The sequence below is a fragment of the Roseomonas gilardii subsp. gilardii genome, from assembly GCF_023078375.1.
GTDB classification, from domain to species: domain Bacteria; phylum Pseudomonadota; class Alphaproteobacteria; order Acetobacterales; family Acetobacteraceae; genus Roseomonas; species Roseomonas gilardii.
Genome location: NZ_CP095554.1, coordinates 2,742,033 through 2,757,611 on the forward strand (window position 1 = coordinate 2,742,033; position 15,579 = coordinate 2,757,611).

Annotated in this window: 14 protein-coding genes and 2 pseudogenes; 10 read left to right on the forward strand and 6 right to left on the reverse strand. The window is 68.7% G+C overall.

All coding sequences use genetic code 11. The annotated features are described in order from the left end of the window. Nucleotides 1–37 precede the first annotated feature (37 nt). Nucleotides 38–589 carry a M20/M25/M40 family metallo-hydrolase gene (locus MVG78_RS21780; protein WP_345892886.1) on the forward strand — a complete coding sequence of 184 codons (552 nt, stop codon included), beginning with the start codon at nucleotides 38–40 and terminating at the stop codon, nucleotides 587–589. Further along, nucleotides 586–1,530, forward strand: coding sequence for a nucleoside hydrolase (locus tag MVG78_RS12460; RefSeq protein WP_247551909.1), 945 nt, complete (start codon nucleotides 586–588; stop codon nucleotides 1,528–1,530). Before MVG78_RS21780 ends, MVG78_RS12460 begins: the two co-directional genes overlap by 4 nt. A 41-nt stretch (nucleotides 1,531–1,571) precedes the next feature. Here the strand turns inward: MVG78_RS12460 and MVG78_RS12465 are convergent, their stop codons facing one another. Next, on the reverse strand, nucleotides 1,572–1,880 hold the full coding sequence (locus MVG78_RS12465) for a hypothetical protein (protein WP_247551911.1): 309 nt from the start codon (nucleotides 1,878–1,880) through the stop codon (nucleotides 1,572–1,574). A 97-nt stretch (nucleotides 1,881–1,977) separates the two neighbouring features. Here MVG78_RS12465 and MVG78_RS12470 point away from each other — a divergent pair. Continuing rightward, nucleotides 1,978–2,232: pseudogene (locus MVG78_RS12470) on the forward strand (glycerophosphodiester phosphodiesterase); the annotation flags it as partial. A 130-nt stretch (nucleotides 2,233–2,362) separates the two neighbouring features. Then, on the forward strand, nucleotides 2,363–2,713 hold the full coding sequence (locus MVG78_RS12475) for a glycerophosphodiester phosphodiesterase family protein (RefSeq protein ID WP_247551912.1): 351 nt from the start codon (nucleotides 2,363–2,365) through the stop codon (nucleotides 2,711–2,713). Between the two features lie 65 nt (nucleotides 2,714–2,778). Here MVG78_RS12475 and MVG78_RS12480 read toward each other — a convergent pair whose 3' ends face one another. From MVG78_RS12480 to MVG78_RS12500, 5 genes and pseudogenes are all read right to left on the reverse strand, one after another. Continuing rightward, on the reverse strand, nucleotides 2,779–3,090 hold the full coding sequence (locus MVG78_RS12480; protein ID WP_247551914.1) for a hypothetical protein: 312 nt from the start codon (nucleotides 3,088–3,090) through the stop codon (nucleotides 2,779–2,781). Further along, nucleotides 3,080–4,339 (reverse strand): HlyD family type I secretion periplasmic adaptor subunit, encoded by a 1,260-nt coding sequence (locus MVG78_RS12485; protein WP_247551916.1) that lies wholly within the window; start codon nucleotides 4,337–4,339, stop codon nucleotides 3,080–3,082. Before MVG78_RS12485 ends, MVG78_RS12480 begins: the two co-directional genes overlap by 11 nt. Nucleotides 4,340–4,586: 247 nt before the next feature. Further along, a pseudogene (locus tag MVG78_RS12490) lies at nucleotides 4,587–6,200 on the reverse strand (type I secretion system permease/ATPase); the annotation flags it as partial. A 144-nt stretch (nucleotides 6,201–6,344) separates the two neighbouring features. Beyond that, nucleotides 6,345–7,268, reverse strand: a complete 924-nt coding sequence (locus MVG78_RS12495; RefSeq protein WP_247551918.1) for a glycosyltransferase — start codon at nucleotides 7,266–7,268, stop codon at nucleotides 6,345–6,347. Next, a complete protein-coding gene (locus tag MVG78_RS12500; protein ID WP_247551920.1) occupies nucleotides 7,265–7,651 on the reverse strand; it encodes a GtrA family protein in 387 nt (128 codons plus the stop codon). Before MVG78_RS12500 ends, MVG78_RS12495 begins: the two co-directional genes overlap by 4 nt. Before the next feature lie 187 nt (nucleotides 7,652–7,838). Between MVG78_RS12500 and MVG78_RS12505 the strand changes: the two genes are divergently transcribed. The 6 genes from MVG78_RS12505 to MVG78_RS12530 all read left to right on the forward strand — a co-directional run bounded on the left by MVG78_RS12505 (nucleotide 7,839) and on the right by MVG78_RS12530 (nucleotide 15,380). Further along, entirely contained in the window at nucleotides 7,839–9,470 is a 1,632-nt protein-coding gene (locus tag MVG78_RS12505) for an ABC transporter substrate-binding protein (protein ID WP_247551921.1), read from the forward strand. Between the two features lie 438 nt (nucleotides 9,471–9,908). After that, on the forward strand, nucleotides 9,909–11,507 hold the full coding sequence (locus tag MVG78_RS12510) for an ABC transporter substrate-binding protein (RefSeq protein ID WP_247551923.1): 1,599 nt from the start codon (nucleotides 9,909–9,911) through the stop codon (nucleotides 11,505–11,507). 32 nt (nucleotides 11,508–11,539) lie between these two features. Then, nucleotides 11,540–12,454, forward strand: coding sequence for an ABC transporter permease (locus tag MVG78_RS12515; RefSeq protein WP_428480651.1), 915 nt, complete (start codon nucleotides 11,540–11,542; stop codon nucleotides 12,452–12,454). Next, nucleotides 12,451–13,362, forward strand: a complete 912-nt coding sequence (locus MVG78_RS12520; protein WP_428480652.1) for an ABC transporter permease — start codon at nucleotides 12,451–12,453, stop codon at nucleotides 13,360–13,362. Before MVG78_RS12515 ends, MVG78_RS12520 begins: the two co-directional genes overlap by 4 nt. A 6-nt stretch (nucleotides 13,363–13,368) precedes the next feature. Beyond that, nucleotides 13,369–14,361: an ABC transporter ATP-binding protein gene (locus MVG78_RS12525; protein ID WP_247551925.1), complete on the forward strand. Its 993-nt coding sequence runs from the start codon at nucleotides 13,369–13,371 to the stop codon at nucleotides 14,359–14,361. Beyond that, a complete protein-coding gene (locus tag MVG78_RS12530) occupies nucleotides 14,358–15,380 on the forward strand; it encodes an ABC transporter ATP-binding protein (protein ID WP_247551927.1) in 1,023 nt (340 codons plus the stop codon). The genes MVG78_RS12525 and MVG78_RS12530 overlap by 4 nt, the downstream gene beginning before the upstream one ends. Nucleotides 15,381–15,579: the final 199 nt, after the last annotated feature.

Genomic DNA, 15,579 nt, shown 5'->3' on the forward strand with positions numbered 1-15,579 from the left:
GCATGGCGCGCGGCCGCATCTGGCGGCGGATGCGACGCTGGCGGCGGCGCAGTTCATCACCGCCCTGCACAGCATCGTCGCCCGCAACATCGACCCGTTGCAGAGCGGCGTCGTCAGCGTCGGCCATATCGCGGCGGGCGATGCCAAGGCGCCGAACGTGATCCCGGCCACCGTCACGGTACGCGGCACCGCCCGTGCCTTCCGCAACGAGGAACGCGAGCTGCTGGAACGCCGCATCCTGGCCATCGCGGAGAATACCGCCGCGACGCATGAGGTGACGGTGGAGGCCCGCTACATCCACGGCACGCCGCCGACGGTGAACCATGCGGAGCAGGTGCAGGTCGCCCTGCGTGCCGCCCGCGCCACGGTGGGCGAGGCCCTGGTGGATGACGATCCGGAGCCGATCACCCCGGGCGAGGATTTCTCCTTCATGCTGCTGCAGCGCCCGGGGGCCTTCGCCTTCATCGGCATGGGCGCGCCGCGCCACCCCGAGGGCTACCAGCACAACCCGCATTACGATTTCAACGACGAGATCGTCGCGCACGGCGCCGCCTACTGGTGCAGCCTCGTCGAGACCGAGCTGGGATGACCGCGCCGCGCACCACCGTCATCGACTGCGACCCGGGGACGGATGACGCGCTGGCGCTCTGGCTGGCCCTGGCCTCGCCGGAGCTGGATGTCGCGCTGGTGACGGTCTGCGGCGGCAATGTCGGGCTGGAACGGACCCTCGCCAATGCCCGCGCCATCACCGGGCTGACCGGACGGGCCGTGCCGGTGGTGGGCGGGGCGAGCCGCCCGCTGCTGGGCGAGTTCCGCTCCGAGACGGCGGTGCATGCGGCGGATGGGCTGGCGGGAGTCCGCCTGCCGGAAGGGCCGCCTGCCGTGCCCGGCCGGGCGGCGGATGCCATCCGGGACCTGCTGCGCCGTTCGGCCCCGGGCGCGGTGACGCTGATCGGCCTGGCACCGGCCACGAACCTCGCCCTGGCCCTGGCCGCCGAACCCGAACTGCATGACCGCGTGCGCGAGATCGTGCTGATGACGGGCGCCTGGGGCGAAGGGAACTGGACCCCCTCGGCCGAGTTCAACGCCGCCTCCGACCCCGAGGCGCTGGCCGCCGTGGTCGCCACCGGCCTACCGGTCAGCTTCGTGACCCTGGACCTCACCGCCCAGGCCCTCGTCACCCCCGCCGTGGTGGAACGGCTGGCCAGCACACGAGAGGGGGCGGGGCAGGGAGCCTGCCTGGAAGCCGCCTGCGCCATCCTGCGCAACGTGCCGGCCTCCCGCCGCTTCGGGCAGCGCGGCTTTCCGCTGCACGACCCCTGTGCCGTCGCGCTGGCACTCTGGCCGGATCTGTTCGTGGTCCGGGAAGCCTGGGTGGAGGTGGAATGCGGCACCGGCATCGGCCGGGGGCGCACGCATATCGACCGGTGGAACCGGATGCGCCGGACGCCGAACATCCGCATCGCGGAAAGGCTGGAACCGGAACGGTTCTTCGCGGCCCTGGCCGGGCGGCTGGCCTCGTTGCCATGAAGCATCGCGGCCCCGTCGCGCGGGACAGGCGGAGCCTGGGCTCAGCTCGCCCGGGCGCTCCGTGGCGTGGGGAGTTCCACCTGCTGTTGCAGCCACGAGGCGGCATCCGGCGGCAGGCCGTCCGTGGCGATGTCCTCCGCCATGCGCATCACCAGGATCGGCCCGGTGATCCCGTTTCGTCGCAGGGCGCCACGGAGGTGCTGGGAAAGGTAGTTCACCGACATGTCGCTTGAGACGAAGAGGGCGTTTGCGTTGGCGATCCAGTGGCTCTCGGAGACTTCCCAGATCGCCTGCTCCAGCACCTCGGTCGCGCCGTGTGGCAAGTCGTACAAGACCAGAATGAGCGACATCTCACCACGTTCCACGCTTCAGGGCAGGTGAGGATACGAATAGGCCCAACGCGTATCCAGTTCCACACTTTCAAGAAGACGGGAGAAAATGCCGCCTATGACAAAAATCATCGGCCATCGCGGCGGTGCATTTTTGTGGCCCGAGAACAGTATTGATGGGTTCCGTCACGCCACTCAGCTTAAAGTTGAGTTTTGTGAATGCGACATACATCTTTCGGTTGATAAGCAGCCGATTGTGCATCACGACGCCAGGCTGGAGCGAACTTCCGAGGGGCAGGGCCTCCTGGCCGACCATCGAGCCGAGGAACTGACCCGGCTCCGCCTGCGCGGGGCGGGCGGCGAGCGCATCCCGCATCTGAGGGATGTCGTCGAACTGGTCGCGGCCTCCGTCTCCGGCCTGCAGGTCGAGATCAAGGCCGATACGGGGGAAGCCCTATCCGGGCCTCCTGGAAGCGGCGCTTCCGATCCTGGACCGGCTTGGGATGCGGGGGCGCTGCGGCATCATCGCCTTCCACGCGCCCACCGCCGCCGCGGCTCAGGCAGCGGGCGGCTTCGATCACGTCGCCTGGCTCTTCGAGCCGGCCATGTTGGAAAGCCTCGGCCTGCCGGGAGTTGTCGGCGTGGCGAGGGCGTATGGGCTTTCCATGGTGGAAACCCATGCCAGCGTGATGGATGCGGAGCTTGCGGCCGGGTTGCGGGCGGCCGGGCTGCGGATCGCCGTCTGGGGCGGCAACCATGCGGACAGCATCGCCCGCATGCTGGATCTGGGCGTGGATGCGATGGCCAGCGACGACCCTGTGCTGGCCATGCGGATGCGGCAGGAGCGGGAATAGGCGCCCCTTCCCGGGCAGGCGGAAGGAACCGCCCGCCCAGCCCAGGGGCCGGAGCACCCGGAAGCTTATTCCGTGGAGAAGCGGAAGGCCCCGCCCGCCGGCGGTGCCGGTTCGGCGGGGGCCGCCGCACCCTGTTGCTGCTGCTGCGCCTGCCGGGCACGCGCCTCCAGCTCCTGCAACAGCCGGGTGATGCTGCCGATCAGCCCAGGAAGCTGGGTCAGCGGCAGGACGAGCTGGCCCGCCGGGGCGGGCTGGCCGTCCGTTCCGGTCTGGCCCAGGGTGAAGCGCGCCACGCCATGGCGCACCTGGGCATCGATGACCCCGTCACTGAAGATGCAGGGGAGTGCGGCCGGGGCCGGCTTGCTGTTACTGCTCACGGAAGGCCCTGTGGAAGCTGTCGATCAGAGGCTGCATCATGTAGCGGAAGAAACTCCGCTCGCCGATCTTGATCTGTGCCTCCACCGGCATGCCGGCCTTCAGCGAGACATTCTCCAGCTTGGCCAACTGGTCCGGCTCGATCACGATCTGCGCGCGGTAGTACTCCGTGCCGCGCTGCGGTTCCTGGTTCACGTCGCCACCCACGAAGGTGACATGCCCGTGCAGATAGGGCACCAGCCGCTGCTTGAAGGCCGGCAGCCGCACCTCGGCTTCCAGCCCGTTATGGACCACGTCGATATCGGTGGGGGAGACCTTCACCTCCGCCACCAGGCGGTCGCGGTCGGGCACGATCTCCAGCACCGTGTCGCCGGGCTTCACCACGGCGCCGGGGTTGAAGAAATGGCTGTTGAGCACGACGCCATCCACCGGCGCCACGATCTCGCGCCGTGTGGAGACATCCTGCGCGGCGCGGATGCGTTCCTCCAGCTCGCGCAGCTTGGTGTCCACCTCCCGCGCATCGGTGGAGGCTTCCTGCACGCGCTGGTCGCGCGCGTTGCGGAGCTGGTTCCGGGTCTCGGTGATCTGGGCCTCGGCCCGTTCGACCTGACCCTGGAGGTCGGAGATATTGCCCTCGGCCGAGGCGATCTGCCGTTGCAGACCCAGCAGGCGCGGCATCCGCTCCAGCCCCTGCGCCACCAGCGCCTTCACATCCGACTCCTCCCGCCGCAGCAGGTCGAGCTGGCGCTGCTGGCTGGTGATCTGGGCGCGGGTCGAAAGGATGGAGGCGCTGTACTGGCCCAGCCGGGCCTCCAGCACCTGGATCTGGCTGGCGAGACTGGCGAGGCGGCTGGCGAAGAGGATGCTCTGCCCCGTCATCGCCTCCCGCGCACGGGGGTCTTCGGAGGCGAGCAGCTCCCGCGGATAGGCGACGGCCGTGGCGCCCGCCACCTCGGCCGCGTCCCGCGCCGCCTGTGCCATCAGGGCCCAGCGGGTGCCGCGCGAGCTCTCCAGCGTGGCATCGGACTGGGTGTCGTCCAGCCGCATCAGGATCTGGCCGGCCTTCACCTCGTCACCGTCGCGGACCAGGATCTCCCGCACGATGCCGCCTTCCAGGTGCTGCACGGCGCGGCGGTTGCCCTCGGCCTTGATGATGCCCGGGGCGATGGCGGCCTCGCTCAGCGGTGCGGTGAAGGACCAGGTGCCGAAGCCGCCGACGAAGAGCGCGATGCTGGCGATGCCGAGCAGCATCGGCCCACGCGTCCGGGGGCGCGGCATGTCCAGCACCAGTTCCGGCAGGCCCGGGTGCTGTGCCGGGGCGGGGGTCAGGGCGCTGCCGGGCGGCAGGGCGATATTCGCGCTCATGCGGCAACTCCAGGCTGGCCGGGCAGGGGGTGGGGCCACGCGGCGCGGCCACGGCCGGACGCGGGCCCATGACGCGGCTCAGCACCTCCTGCCGCGGGCCGAAGGCCTCGATCTGCCCGTCACGCAGCAGCATCACCTTGTCCACGCCCTGGACCAGGACGGGACGGTGGCTCACCAGCACCACGGTGGTGCCGTGCCCGCGCAACTCGCGCAACGCACTCAGCAGGCGTGCCTCGGCATCGCCGTCGAGGCTGCTGTCGGGCTCGTCCAGCACCAGCAGCTTCGGCCGGCCGAAGAGCGCGCGGGCCAGGCCCACGAGCTGCCGCTGCCCGCCGGAAAGCTGCTGCCCCGCCTCGCCGACCTCGGTGTCATAGCCCTGCGGCAGGCGCAGGATCATCTCATGGCAGCCGGCCAGCTTCGCCGCGGCGAAGACATCCTCCGGCTCCGCCTCTCCCATGCGGGCGATGTTGCGGAAGACGCTGCCCTCGAACAGCTCCACATCCTGCGGCAGATAGCCGAGATGGCGGCCGAGATCCTCGCGCAGCCAAGTGGAGACATCCGCCCCGTCGAGCCGCGCGGCGCCGGCGCTTGGTGCCAGGGTGCCGATCAGCAGGCGGACCAGCGTGGTCTTGCCGGCGGCGGAGGGGCCGATGATGGCCACGCTCTCCCCCGCCTCGATCGTGAAGCTCAGCCCCTTGATCACCGCAGCCGTCTGTCCCGGCGGCGCATAGGCGAGGCGCTCGGCCACCAGCCGGCCCTTGGGCTCCGGCAGCGGCATGCCCGCCGGCCGCAGGCGCGGCAGCGCCAGGAAGGCCTTCAGGCGGTTCAGCGCCTGGCGCACCTGCACCAGCCCCTTCCAGCCGGCGATCATCTGCTCCACCGGCGCCAGGGCGCGGCCCATGATGATCGAGCCCGCGATGGAGGCGCCGGAGGTCAGCTCCTGCCGCAGCACCAGCCAGGCGCCGAGGCCCAGGATGGCGATCTGCAGGGCCAGCCGGGTGAACTTGGTCACCGACATCAGCAGCGCCGCACGGTTCGCGGCGCGCTCCTGCTGCGGCGTGCCCTCGGCCACGGCCTCCCGCCAGCGGCGCAGCACCGCGGGGGCCATGCCCATGCTGTCGATCACCTCGGCGTTGCGGATCAGCATCTCCGCCCGGCGGTTGGCGAGCAGGCTGGCCGTGCCCGCCTGCTTCAGCAGGGGGGAGGTCACCGCCTCGCCCAGCAGGGTCAGCAGGAAGAGCAGGACGGCGCCGCCCAGGGCCACCGAGCCGAGCAGCGGATGGAGCAGGAAGATCACCGCCAGATAGATGGGCACCCAGGGCACGTCATAGAGCGCGAGCGCCGCCGGGCTGCCGAGCCAGTTGCGGGCCAGGGAAAGGTCCCGCAGCGCCTCGGTGCGGTAGGTCCGGCCGCGCAACTGGGCCTCCAGCGCGCGCAGGAACCCTTCGGGCGCCACCCGGGCCTCGATCCAGCCGGCGGCGCGCTGCATCACCTGCCCGCGCACACCTTCCAGCACCGCGAGGAGCAGGATCGCGCTGCCCGCGACCACGGTCAGCCAGAGCAGCGTGTCGGTGCTGCGCGTCGCCAGGACCCGGTCGAAGACCTGCATCATGTAAAGGGAAATCGTGAGCTGCAGCACGTTCACCACGCCGCTGAACAGGGCCACGCCCACGAATTGCTGGCGGCAGGCGGCCAATGCCCGCGACAACACGGTGTCCTTTTCCCGGATCTCCTTGGGAAGTGTCATACGGAATTCCTTTCCAGGGAGGAGGCGGGGGCACAGTGGGTCGTGGGGTAGTCCAATACCAACGAAAAGGTTCCTAAAGGTTAACGAGTACAACCGCTAGTATAGGACGACCTCACGAGAGTTTGTATTAATTCTGTGATGGAATCAATATCGTGACGGAATCGAAAGATAAGCCATCCGCTTGGCCTCCCGCCGTCCCTGGGTGACGGTGTCCAGGATCAGGCCGCAGGCGATCGAGAGCCAGGCCAGGATGGTCAGCCCGACCGATGCCAGGAAGCTCGGCATGCGCGGCACCAGCCCGGTTTCCAGATAGGTTTCCAGCACCGGCACCATCAGCAACGCCGCCAGCAGCAGGAGCAGCGCGGCAAGGCCGCCGAAGAAGGGCAGGGGGCGTTCCCGCCGCACCAGCGCGGCGATGGTGCGCAGGATGCGGATGCCGTCGCGGATCGTGTGCAGCTTGGAGGCCGAGCCGGCCGGACGCTCCCGGTAGGGGGTGGCAAGCTCGCCGACCGGCAGGCGCAGTTCCAGGGCATGGACGGTGAACTCGGTTTCCGTCTCGAAGCCGTTCGCCAGGGCGGGAAAGGACTTCACGAAGCGCCGCGAGAAGGTGCGGTACCCCGAGAGCATGTCGGTGATCCGGTCGCCGAAGACGAGCCGGACCATGCCGGTCAGCATCAGGTTGCCGAAGCGGTGCCCTGGGCGGTAGGCGCCCACGCTCTCATCCACCCGGATGGCGGTGACCATGTCCAGCCGCTCCTCCAGCAGCCGCCGCACCATCTCCGGCGCCGCCGAGGCGTCGTAGGTGCCGTCGCCATCCACCAGCACATAGGCGTCGGCCTCGATATCGGCGAACATCCGCCGGACCACGCTGCCCTTGCCGGGCTGGCTTTCCGAGCGCACGACCGCCCCGGCCTCGGCGGCGACCTGCCGCGTCCGGTCGGTGCTGTTGTTGTCATAGACATAGATGGTGGCCCCGGGCAGGGCGGCGCGGAAGCCGCGCACCACCTCGCCCACGGCGGCTTCCTCGTCCCGGCAGGGGACGAGCACGGCGATGCGGGGTTCCGTCATCGGTCGGTGAAGACGAAGCGGCGGGACAGGGCGAAGTTCCCGCCCATGCCGGCCAGCGCGCCGGCGGCCACGCCGAGCACGGGGTGCGCCGCGACCAGCGGCAGTTTGGACAGGAGCAGGGCGTAGGTTCCGTAATTCAGGGCAAAGCCGATGAGATTCACCAGGAGGAAGCGCGCCCATTGCCGGTGCGCCGGCCCGGCGCCGCGGCCGCGGAAGGTCCAGGCCCGGTTCAGTGCCCAGGTGGTGGTGGCCGCCGCGAGATAGGACAGCACCCGCCCGCCATAAGGGCCGGCGCCAAGGGCGATGGCCGCCATGAGCACCGTGGAATCGACCACGAATCCGATGCCGCCGACCACGCCGAAGCGCCACATCTGCCTCAGCACGGCCCGGATCTCCGGTCCGTTTCGGTCGGTCGTGGCAAGGCTGGCCTCCATGACGCAGGGCAATAGGCGAGCAGCGCGTGAAAGCCAAGCGGCGGGCAATACGTTCCGTTACGGAGGCGGGGGCTTGCGCCGCGTCCGGGGGCAGGCTTCCCTCCGTGACAAACCCGACATCTGGAGAGGTTGTCCGATGTTCCGCCGTGATCTCCTGGCCGGCGTCGCCCTGGCCGGAATGGCCTCCGCCCTGCCGAAGGACGGCTATGCCCAGGCGGCGAAGCCCGCAGCCACGCCTGCCGCCCCTGGGGCCGCCGCGCCGCGCGTGCTGAAGTTCATCCCGCAGGCCGACCTCGCCGTGGTCGATCCCATCGTCACCACGGCCTATGTCACCCGCCACCACGGCTTCCTCGTCTGGGACACGCTCTACGGCTATGACGAGGACTACAAGCCGCAGCCGCAGATGGCGGAGGGGCACAAGGTCGAGGAGGATGGCCGCCGCGTCACCATCACCCTGCGCGACGGGCTGAAGTTCCATGACGGACAGCCGGTGAAGGCGGTGGACTGCGTCACCTCCATCCACCGCTGGGCGGCACGCGACGCGCTGGGCCAGGCGCTGATGGCGGTCACGGAGGAGCTCTCGGCGCCGGACGAGAAGACCATCCTCTTCCGGCTGAAGAAGCCTTTCCCACTGCTTTTCGATGCGCTGGGCAAGCCCTCCACCCCGATCTGCTTCATCATGCCGGAGCGTATCGCCAAGACCGACCCGGCCACGCCGGTGAAGGAGATCATCGGCTCCGGCCCCTTCCAGTGGGTGGCCGAGGAGCGGGTGCCCGGCTCGAAGATCGTCTACAAGCGCTTCGAAGGCTATGTGCCGCGCAAGGACGGCACGCCGAGCTGGACCGCCGGGCCGAAGGTCGCGCATTTCGACCGGATCGAATGGATGGTGATCCCGGACGCGGCCACCGCCTCCAACGCCCTGACCAATGGCGAGATGGACTGGTGGGAACAGCCCACCGCCGACCTCCAGCCGGTGCTGCGGAAGGACCGCAACATCGTGGTCGAGATCCCCGACCCGACCGGTCTGGTGGGGATCTGCCGCTTCAACCAGCTCCATCCGCCATTCAACAACCCGGCCATCCGCCGCGCCCTGCTCGGCGCGGTGAACCAGGCGGACTTCATGACCGCGGTGATCGGCGAGGACCGCAGCCTGTGGCGTGACAAGGTCGGCTTCTTCCCGCCGGATACGCCCATGGCCAGCGATGCCGGGATGGAGGCGCTGACCAGCCCGCGCGACTACGACAAGGTGAAGGCCGATCTGAAGGCGGCCGGCTACAAGGGCGAGAAGATCACCCTGATCGCCGCCTCGGACTTCCCCTCGCTGAACGCGCTGGCCCAGGTCGGCGCCGACATGTTCAAGAAGGCGGGGATGGAGGTGGAGTTCATCTCCACCGACTGGGGCTCCGTGGTGCAGCGGCGCGCCAGCCGCGAGCCCCCGTCCAAGGGCGGCTGGAGCGTCTTCTTCACCTTCTGGGCCGGACTCGACCTGTTCAACCCGGGCGTCAGCCAGTCCCTGCGCGGCAATGGCGACAAGGCATGGTTCGGCTGGCCGACCGCGCCGAAGCTGGAGGAGTTGCGCAACGCCTGGCTGGAAGCGCCGGACCTGGAGGCCCAGAAGAAGCTCGCGGCCGAGATCCAGAAGCAGGCGTTCGAGGACGTGCCCTACCTTCCTCTGGGCCAGTATTTCCAGGCCACCGCCTATCGCCGCACCCTGAGTGGCGTCCTGAAGGGCATGCCGCTTTTCTGGAACGTGCAGCGCACGGCCTGACCCGGAGGGCATGGCCCCTTTCCTTGAAGGGGCTGTGCCAGGGGCCGTTGGCCCCGCCTTCCAGGCCAATACTGGAACGGCACAGGAATTCGCTGGTATTTTCTTCCAGAACAGCGCGCTGCTCCGTTTTCCTCAGAAAATGCACGAGGATAAATATCCTCCTTTTCGTCACGTTTGAGCAATACTGGCGACATTTTTCCGTGAAGGAGCAACCGTTTTCCCCTCGCGGACACCATGGCGCCTCGTGTTAAGCTTCCTGTCAGGAAGGTGACGCTTCTCCGGCTCCCCACGACCGTTTCAGGCGGCGGGTGGCCCGGGGGTGGCACGCATTGTGCTGGCTGACGGCAAGGTTCCAACAGGCACGGCTTTCGCCGTTCCTGACCGGAGCCTTTCCCGTATGGCCGCTCTCCCGGGCGCCGCTTTGGAGATTCGTTATCGATGGATCGACGTTCGTTCCTGAGGACTGGCGCCGGATTGGGCATCGCTGCCGCGACAGCGGGCCTTTCCGCCCCCGCCCTGGCGCAGGGCGCGGGGGCGCGGACGCTGCGCTTCGTCCCTCAGGCGAACCTCGCCAATTTCGATCCGATCTGGGGCACCCAGTATGTGGTGCGCAACGCCGCCACCCTGGTCTGGGATACGCTCTACGGCGTGGACAGCAAGCTCCAGCCGCAGCGGCAGATGGCGGAAGGCGAGGAGGTCACCCCGGACGGCCTGCTCTGGACCTTCCGGCTGCGGGAGGGGCTGAAATTCCATGACGGCGCGCCGGTGCTGGCGAAGGACGTGGTGGCCAGCCTGAACCGCTGGGCGGTGCGCGACCCGATGGGCCAGATGATCCGGGCCCTGCAGAACGAGCTGGCGGCGGTGGACGACCGCACCATCCGCTGGTCGCTGAAGAAGCCCTATCCCAAGATGCTGCTCGCCCTGGGCAAGGTGAACGCACCCTGTGCCTTCATCATGCCGGAGCGGATCGCGAAGACCGACCCCTTCGAGCAGATCAAGGACTATGTCGGCTCCGGCCCCTATCGCTTCCTGCGCGAGGAATGGGTGCCGGGCGCCAAGGCGGTCTTCGTGAGGTTCGACGGCTACAGGCCGCGGCAGGAGCCCGGCTCCTGGCTGGCCGGCGGCAAGCAGGCGCTGGCGGAGCGGATCGAGTGGATCGTCATGCCCGACGCCGCCACCGCCTCCGCCGCCTTGCAGAACGGTGAGATCGACTGGTGGGAAAGCCCGATCAGCGACCTGATCCCGGTGCTGAAGGCCAACCGCAACATCCTGGTCGATATCGCCGATCCGCTCGGCAATATCGGCAATTTCCGCTTCAACCACACGCAGCCGCCCTTCGACGACGTGAAGGTGCGCCACGCGGTGATGACCGCGCTGGACCAGGAAGACTACATGAAGGCGATCGTCGGCAACGACGACAGCCTGTGGAAGCCGATGGCCGGCTACTTCACCCCCGGCACGCCGCTCTATACCGAGGCGGGCGGTGAAATGCTGAAGATGCGCAACATCGAGGCGGCGCGGAAGCTACTCGCCGCCTCCTCCTATGACGGCCGCCCCGTCACCTGCATCGTGGCGCAGGACCAGCCGATCACCAAGGCGCAGGGCGACGTCACCGCCGACCTGCTGCAGCGCATCGGCTTCAAGCTCGATTTCGTGGCGACGGACTGGGGCACGGTGGGCTCCCGCCGCGCGGTGAAGGGGCCGCCGAGCCAGGGCGGCTGGAACATGTTCCACACCTGGCATGCCGGCGGAGACTGCATCAACCCGGCGGCCTACACGCCGATCCGCGCCAATGGCGACGGCGCCTGGTTCGGCTGGCCGAAATCGGATGCGGTCGAGGCGGCGCGTGACGAATGGTTCGCCGCGCCGGATTTCGCGGCCGAGAAGGCGGCCATCGACAAGCTCAACATCGCGGCGGTGGAGGCGGGCCTCTACGCCCCCACCGGGTTCTTCCTGTCCTACCAGGCATGGCGGCGGAACGTCTCCGGCGTGGTGCAGGCACCGTTCCCTGTCTTCTGGGGCGTTTCCAAGGCATAAGGGTCCATGTTCTCGTACATCCTCCGCCGATCGTGGCGACGATCCCCGTGATGGTGATCGTCGCGCTCTTCGTCTTCTCGCTGCTCTATTTCGCGCCGGGCGATCCGGCGGCGGTGATCGCCGGCGACCAGGCGACGCCCGCCGATGTGGAGCGCATCCGCGCCACCCTCGGCCTGGACCGCCCCTTCCTGGTGCGCTTCGGCGAATGGGCCTGGCACATCATCCAGGGTGACCTCGGCACCTCGATCTTCACCAACCTGCCGGTCAGCACGATGATCGCGCAGCGCATCGAGCCGACGCTGTCCCTGATGGTGCTGACCCTGCTGATCGCCATCACCGTGGCTGTGCCGATGGGCGTGGTCGCAGCCTGGAAGGCGGGCTCCTGGATCGACCGCTTCGTGATGGGCTTCGCGGTGCTGGGCTTCTCGGTGCCGACCTTCGTGGTGGGCTACCTGCTCGCCTACTTCTTCGCGCTGCGCCTGGATTGGGTGCCGGTGCAAGGCTACACGCCGCTGTCCCAGGGCATCGGCCCCTGGTTCGCCAACCTGATCCTGCCCTCCCTGGCGCTGGGCAGTGCCTATATCGCACTGATCGCCCGCATCACCCGCGCCACGATGATGGAGGTGCTGCAGCAGGATTACGTCCGCACCGCCCGCGCCAAGGGGGTGGGCCAGACGGGCATCCTGTTCCTGCACGCGCTCAAGAACGCGGCCGTGCCCATCGTGACGGTGATCGGCCTGGGCATCGCCCTGCTGATCGGCGGCGCGGTGATCACCGAGAGCGTCTTCGCCATTCCGGGCCTCGGCCGCCTGACAGTGGATGCCATCCTGCGCCGCGACTACCCGATCATCCAGGGCGTCGTGCTGCTCTTCTCCTTCACCTACGTGCTGGTCAATCTCTGCATCGACCTGCTCTACACCCTCTTCGATCCGAGGATCCGCTATTGAGCACCTCCGTCCTCGAGCCGCGGAGCACCGCGGCCGCGCCGCAGATGCCGGACGTCATGCCGGTCGCGAAGGTCCGCAAGGGCGCGATCGGCTTCATCCGGCGCCACCCGACCATCGCCCTGGGCGGCTTCCTGCTCGCCCTGCTGGTCTTCATCGCCATCTTCGCCCCCTATCTCTGGACGGTGGATCCGACCGCCCTGGCCCCGGCGCGCCGCACGCGCGAACCCTCGGCCATGTACTGGTTCGGCACGGACATGCTGGGGCGCGACGTCTACTCGCGCGTGCTCTACGGCACCCGCGTCTCGCTGATCGTGGGCTTCGCCACCGCCTTCTTCGCCTCGGTGATCGGGCTGGCCATCGGCCTCTTCGCCGGCTTCGTGCGCTGGGCCGACAGCATCATCATGCGGGTGATGGACGGGCTGATGTCCATCCCCTCGATCCTGCTGGCCATCGCGCTGATGGCGCTCAGCCGCGGCTCGGTCGGCAATGTGGTGCTGGCCATCACCATCGCCGAGATCCCGCGCGTCTCCCGCCTCGTGCGCGGCGTGGTGCTTTCGCTGCGCGAGCAGCCCTATGTGGACGCGGCCATCGCCTCCGGCACCCGCACGCCGGTCATCATCTGGCGCCACATCCTGCCCAACACGATCGCGCCGATGACGGTGCAGGCGACCTATATCTGCGCCGCCGCCATGCTGATCGAGGCGAGCCTTTCCTTCATCGGCGCCGGCACGCCGCCGATCATCCCGTCCTGGGGCAACATCATGGCGGAGGGCCGCGCCCTCTGGCAGGTGAAGCCCTATATCGTCTTCTTCCCGGCCCTGTTCCTGTCCATCTCCGTGCTGGCGGTGAACCTGCTGGGCGATGGCCTGCGCGACGCGCTCGACCCGCGCGCGGCCAAGAGGATCTGACCTGACATGGCTCTTCTCGAAGTCGAGAACCTCCAGACCCATTTCCGCACCCCCGATGGCGGCGTGAACCGCGCCGTCGACGGGCTGAGCTTCCACGTCAATGCCGGCGAGACGGTGGCGATCGTGGGCGAGTCCGGCTGCGGCAAGTCGGTCACCTCCATGTCCATCCTGCGGCTCATCCCCGAGCCGCCGGGCAAGATCGCCGGCGCCATCCGCTTCGAAGGCAAGGACCTGCTGAAGCTCCCGGACCACGAGATGCGCGACATCCGTGGCAACGAGATCAGCATGATCTTCCAGGAGCCGATGACCTCGCTGAACCCGGTGCTGACCATCGGCAGGCAGATCGGCGAGAGCCTGCGCCTGCACCAGGGCATGAACCGGCGGCAGGCGGAAGCGCGCGCCATCGAGATGCTGAAGCTGGTTGGCATCCCGGCGGCGGAGCGGCGGGTGAAGGAGTACCCGCACCAGCTTTCCGGCGGCATGCGCCAGCGCGTCATGATCGCCATGGCGCTGGCCTGCAACCCGAAGCTGCTGATCGCCGACGAGCCGACCACCGCGCTCGACGTCACGATCCAGGCGCAGATCCTCGACCTGATGCGCGACCTGAAGCACCGCGTCGGCGCCGCCATCGTGCTGATCACCCATGACCTGGGTGTGGTGGCCGAGGTCGCGGAGCGGGTGATCGTCATGTATGCCGGCCGCAAGGTGGAGGAGGCCGAGGTGGGCGAGCTGTTCCGCGCGCCCAAGCATCCCTACACTCAGGGCCTGCTCGGCGCCGTGCCGAAGCTCGGCTCCTCCCTCACGGGAGAGACGGAGCGCCTGGCCGAGATCCCCGGCCTGGTGCCCAGTCTGAAGCAGAAGATCCAGGGCTGCGTCTTCGCCGGCCGCTGCTCCTACGCCACGGATTTCTGCCGCAAGGTCGCCCCGGCGCTGGAGCTCAAGGCGCCGGGCCATCTCGCGGCCTGTCACTATGCGGAGAAGGAGGCGCTCGCGGCATGAGCGGCACGCCGATCCTGGAGGTCGTCGACCTCAAGAAGCACTATCCCATCCGCGGCGGCCTGCTCGGCGGGGTGAAGGGCTATGTCTATGCCGTGGACGGCGTCTCCTTCTCGGTGAACCGGGGCGAGACGCTGTCCGTCGTGGGCGAGTCCGGCTGCGGCAAGTCCACCGTGGGCAAGGCCATCCTGCGCCTCTTCGACATCACCGAGGGGCAGGTGATCCTGGACGGCCAGCGCATCGACGACATGCCGCTCGGCACGCTGCGGAAGATGCGGCGGCGGATGCAGGTGGTCTTCCAGGACCCCTTCTCCTCGCTGAACCCGCGCATGCGGGTGCGCGACATCCTGGCCGAGCCGATCCGCAATTTCGGCCTGGCCAAGAGCAGCGACGACCTGGAGAAGCGGCTCTACAAGCTGATGGACACGGTCCGCCTGCCGCGCGACGCCATCAACCGCTGGCCGCACGAATTCTCCGGCGGGCAGCGGCAGCGAATCGGCATCGCCCGCGCCCTGGCGGCGGAGCCCGACCTCATCATCTGCGACGAGGCGGTCTCGGCCCTGGACGTGTCGGTGAAGGCGCAGATCGTGAACCTGCTGCAGGACCTGCAGAAGGAACTCGGCCTCGCGCTGCTCTTCATCAGCCACGACCTCGCCATCGTCGAGCACATGACGCACCGCGTGGCGGTCATGTATCTCGGCAAGATGGTGGAGGTGGCGCCGCGCCGGCAGCTCTTCGCCGCGCCGAAGCACCCCTATACGGAGGCGCTGCTCTCCGCCGTGCCGGTGCCGGAACCCGGCGCGGGGCGCAAGCGGATCGTGCTGAAGGGCGACGTGCCGAGCCCGATCAACCCGCCGTCCGGCTGCCGCTTCCACACCCGCTGCCCCTATGTCTTCGACCGTTGCCGCACCGACGAGCCGCGGCTGAAGCCGACGGAAAGCGGGCATTTCGCGGCCTGCCACCTGCACGACCTGCCGGAATCGCAGAACCCGCTGGCCCGGAACGTCCCGGCCTATCTCTGAGGACCGGCCCCGGGGCTTCTCGCGACGGGGGGAAGGCATCGCCTTTCCCCCGTTCGCATATCCGCCACCCTTTCCTGGGCCAAGCGCCACTTCATCTGAGAATCGTTCTCAATCAACGCCCTGCTTGACGTGGGCGCCGGCGAGACAGACTCTTTCGGAAAGCCGGGACTCTCGCCCGGCATGATCGATCCGACGCAGC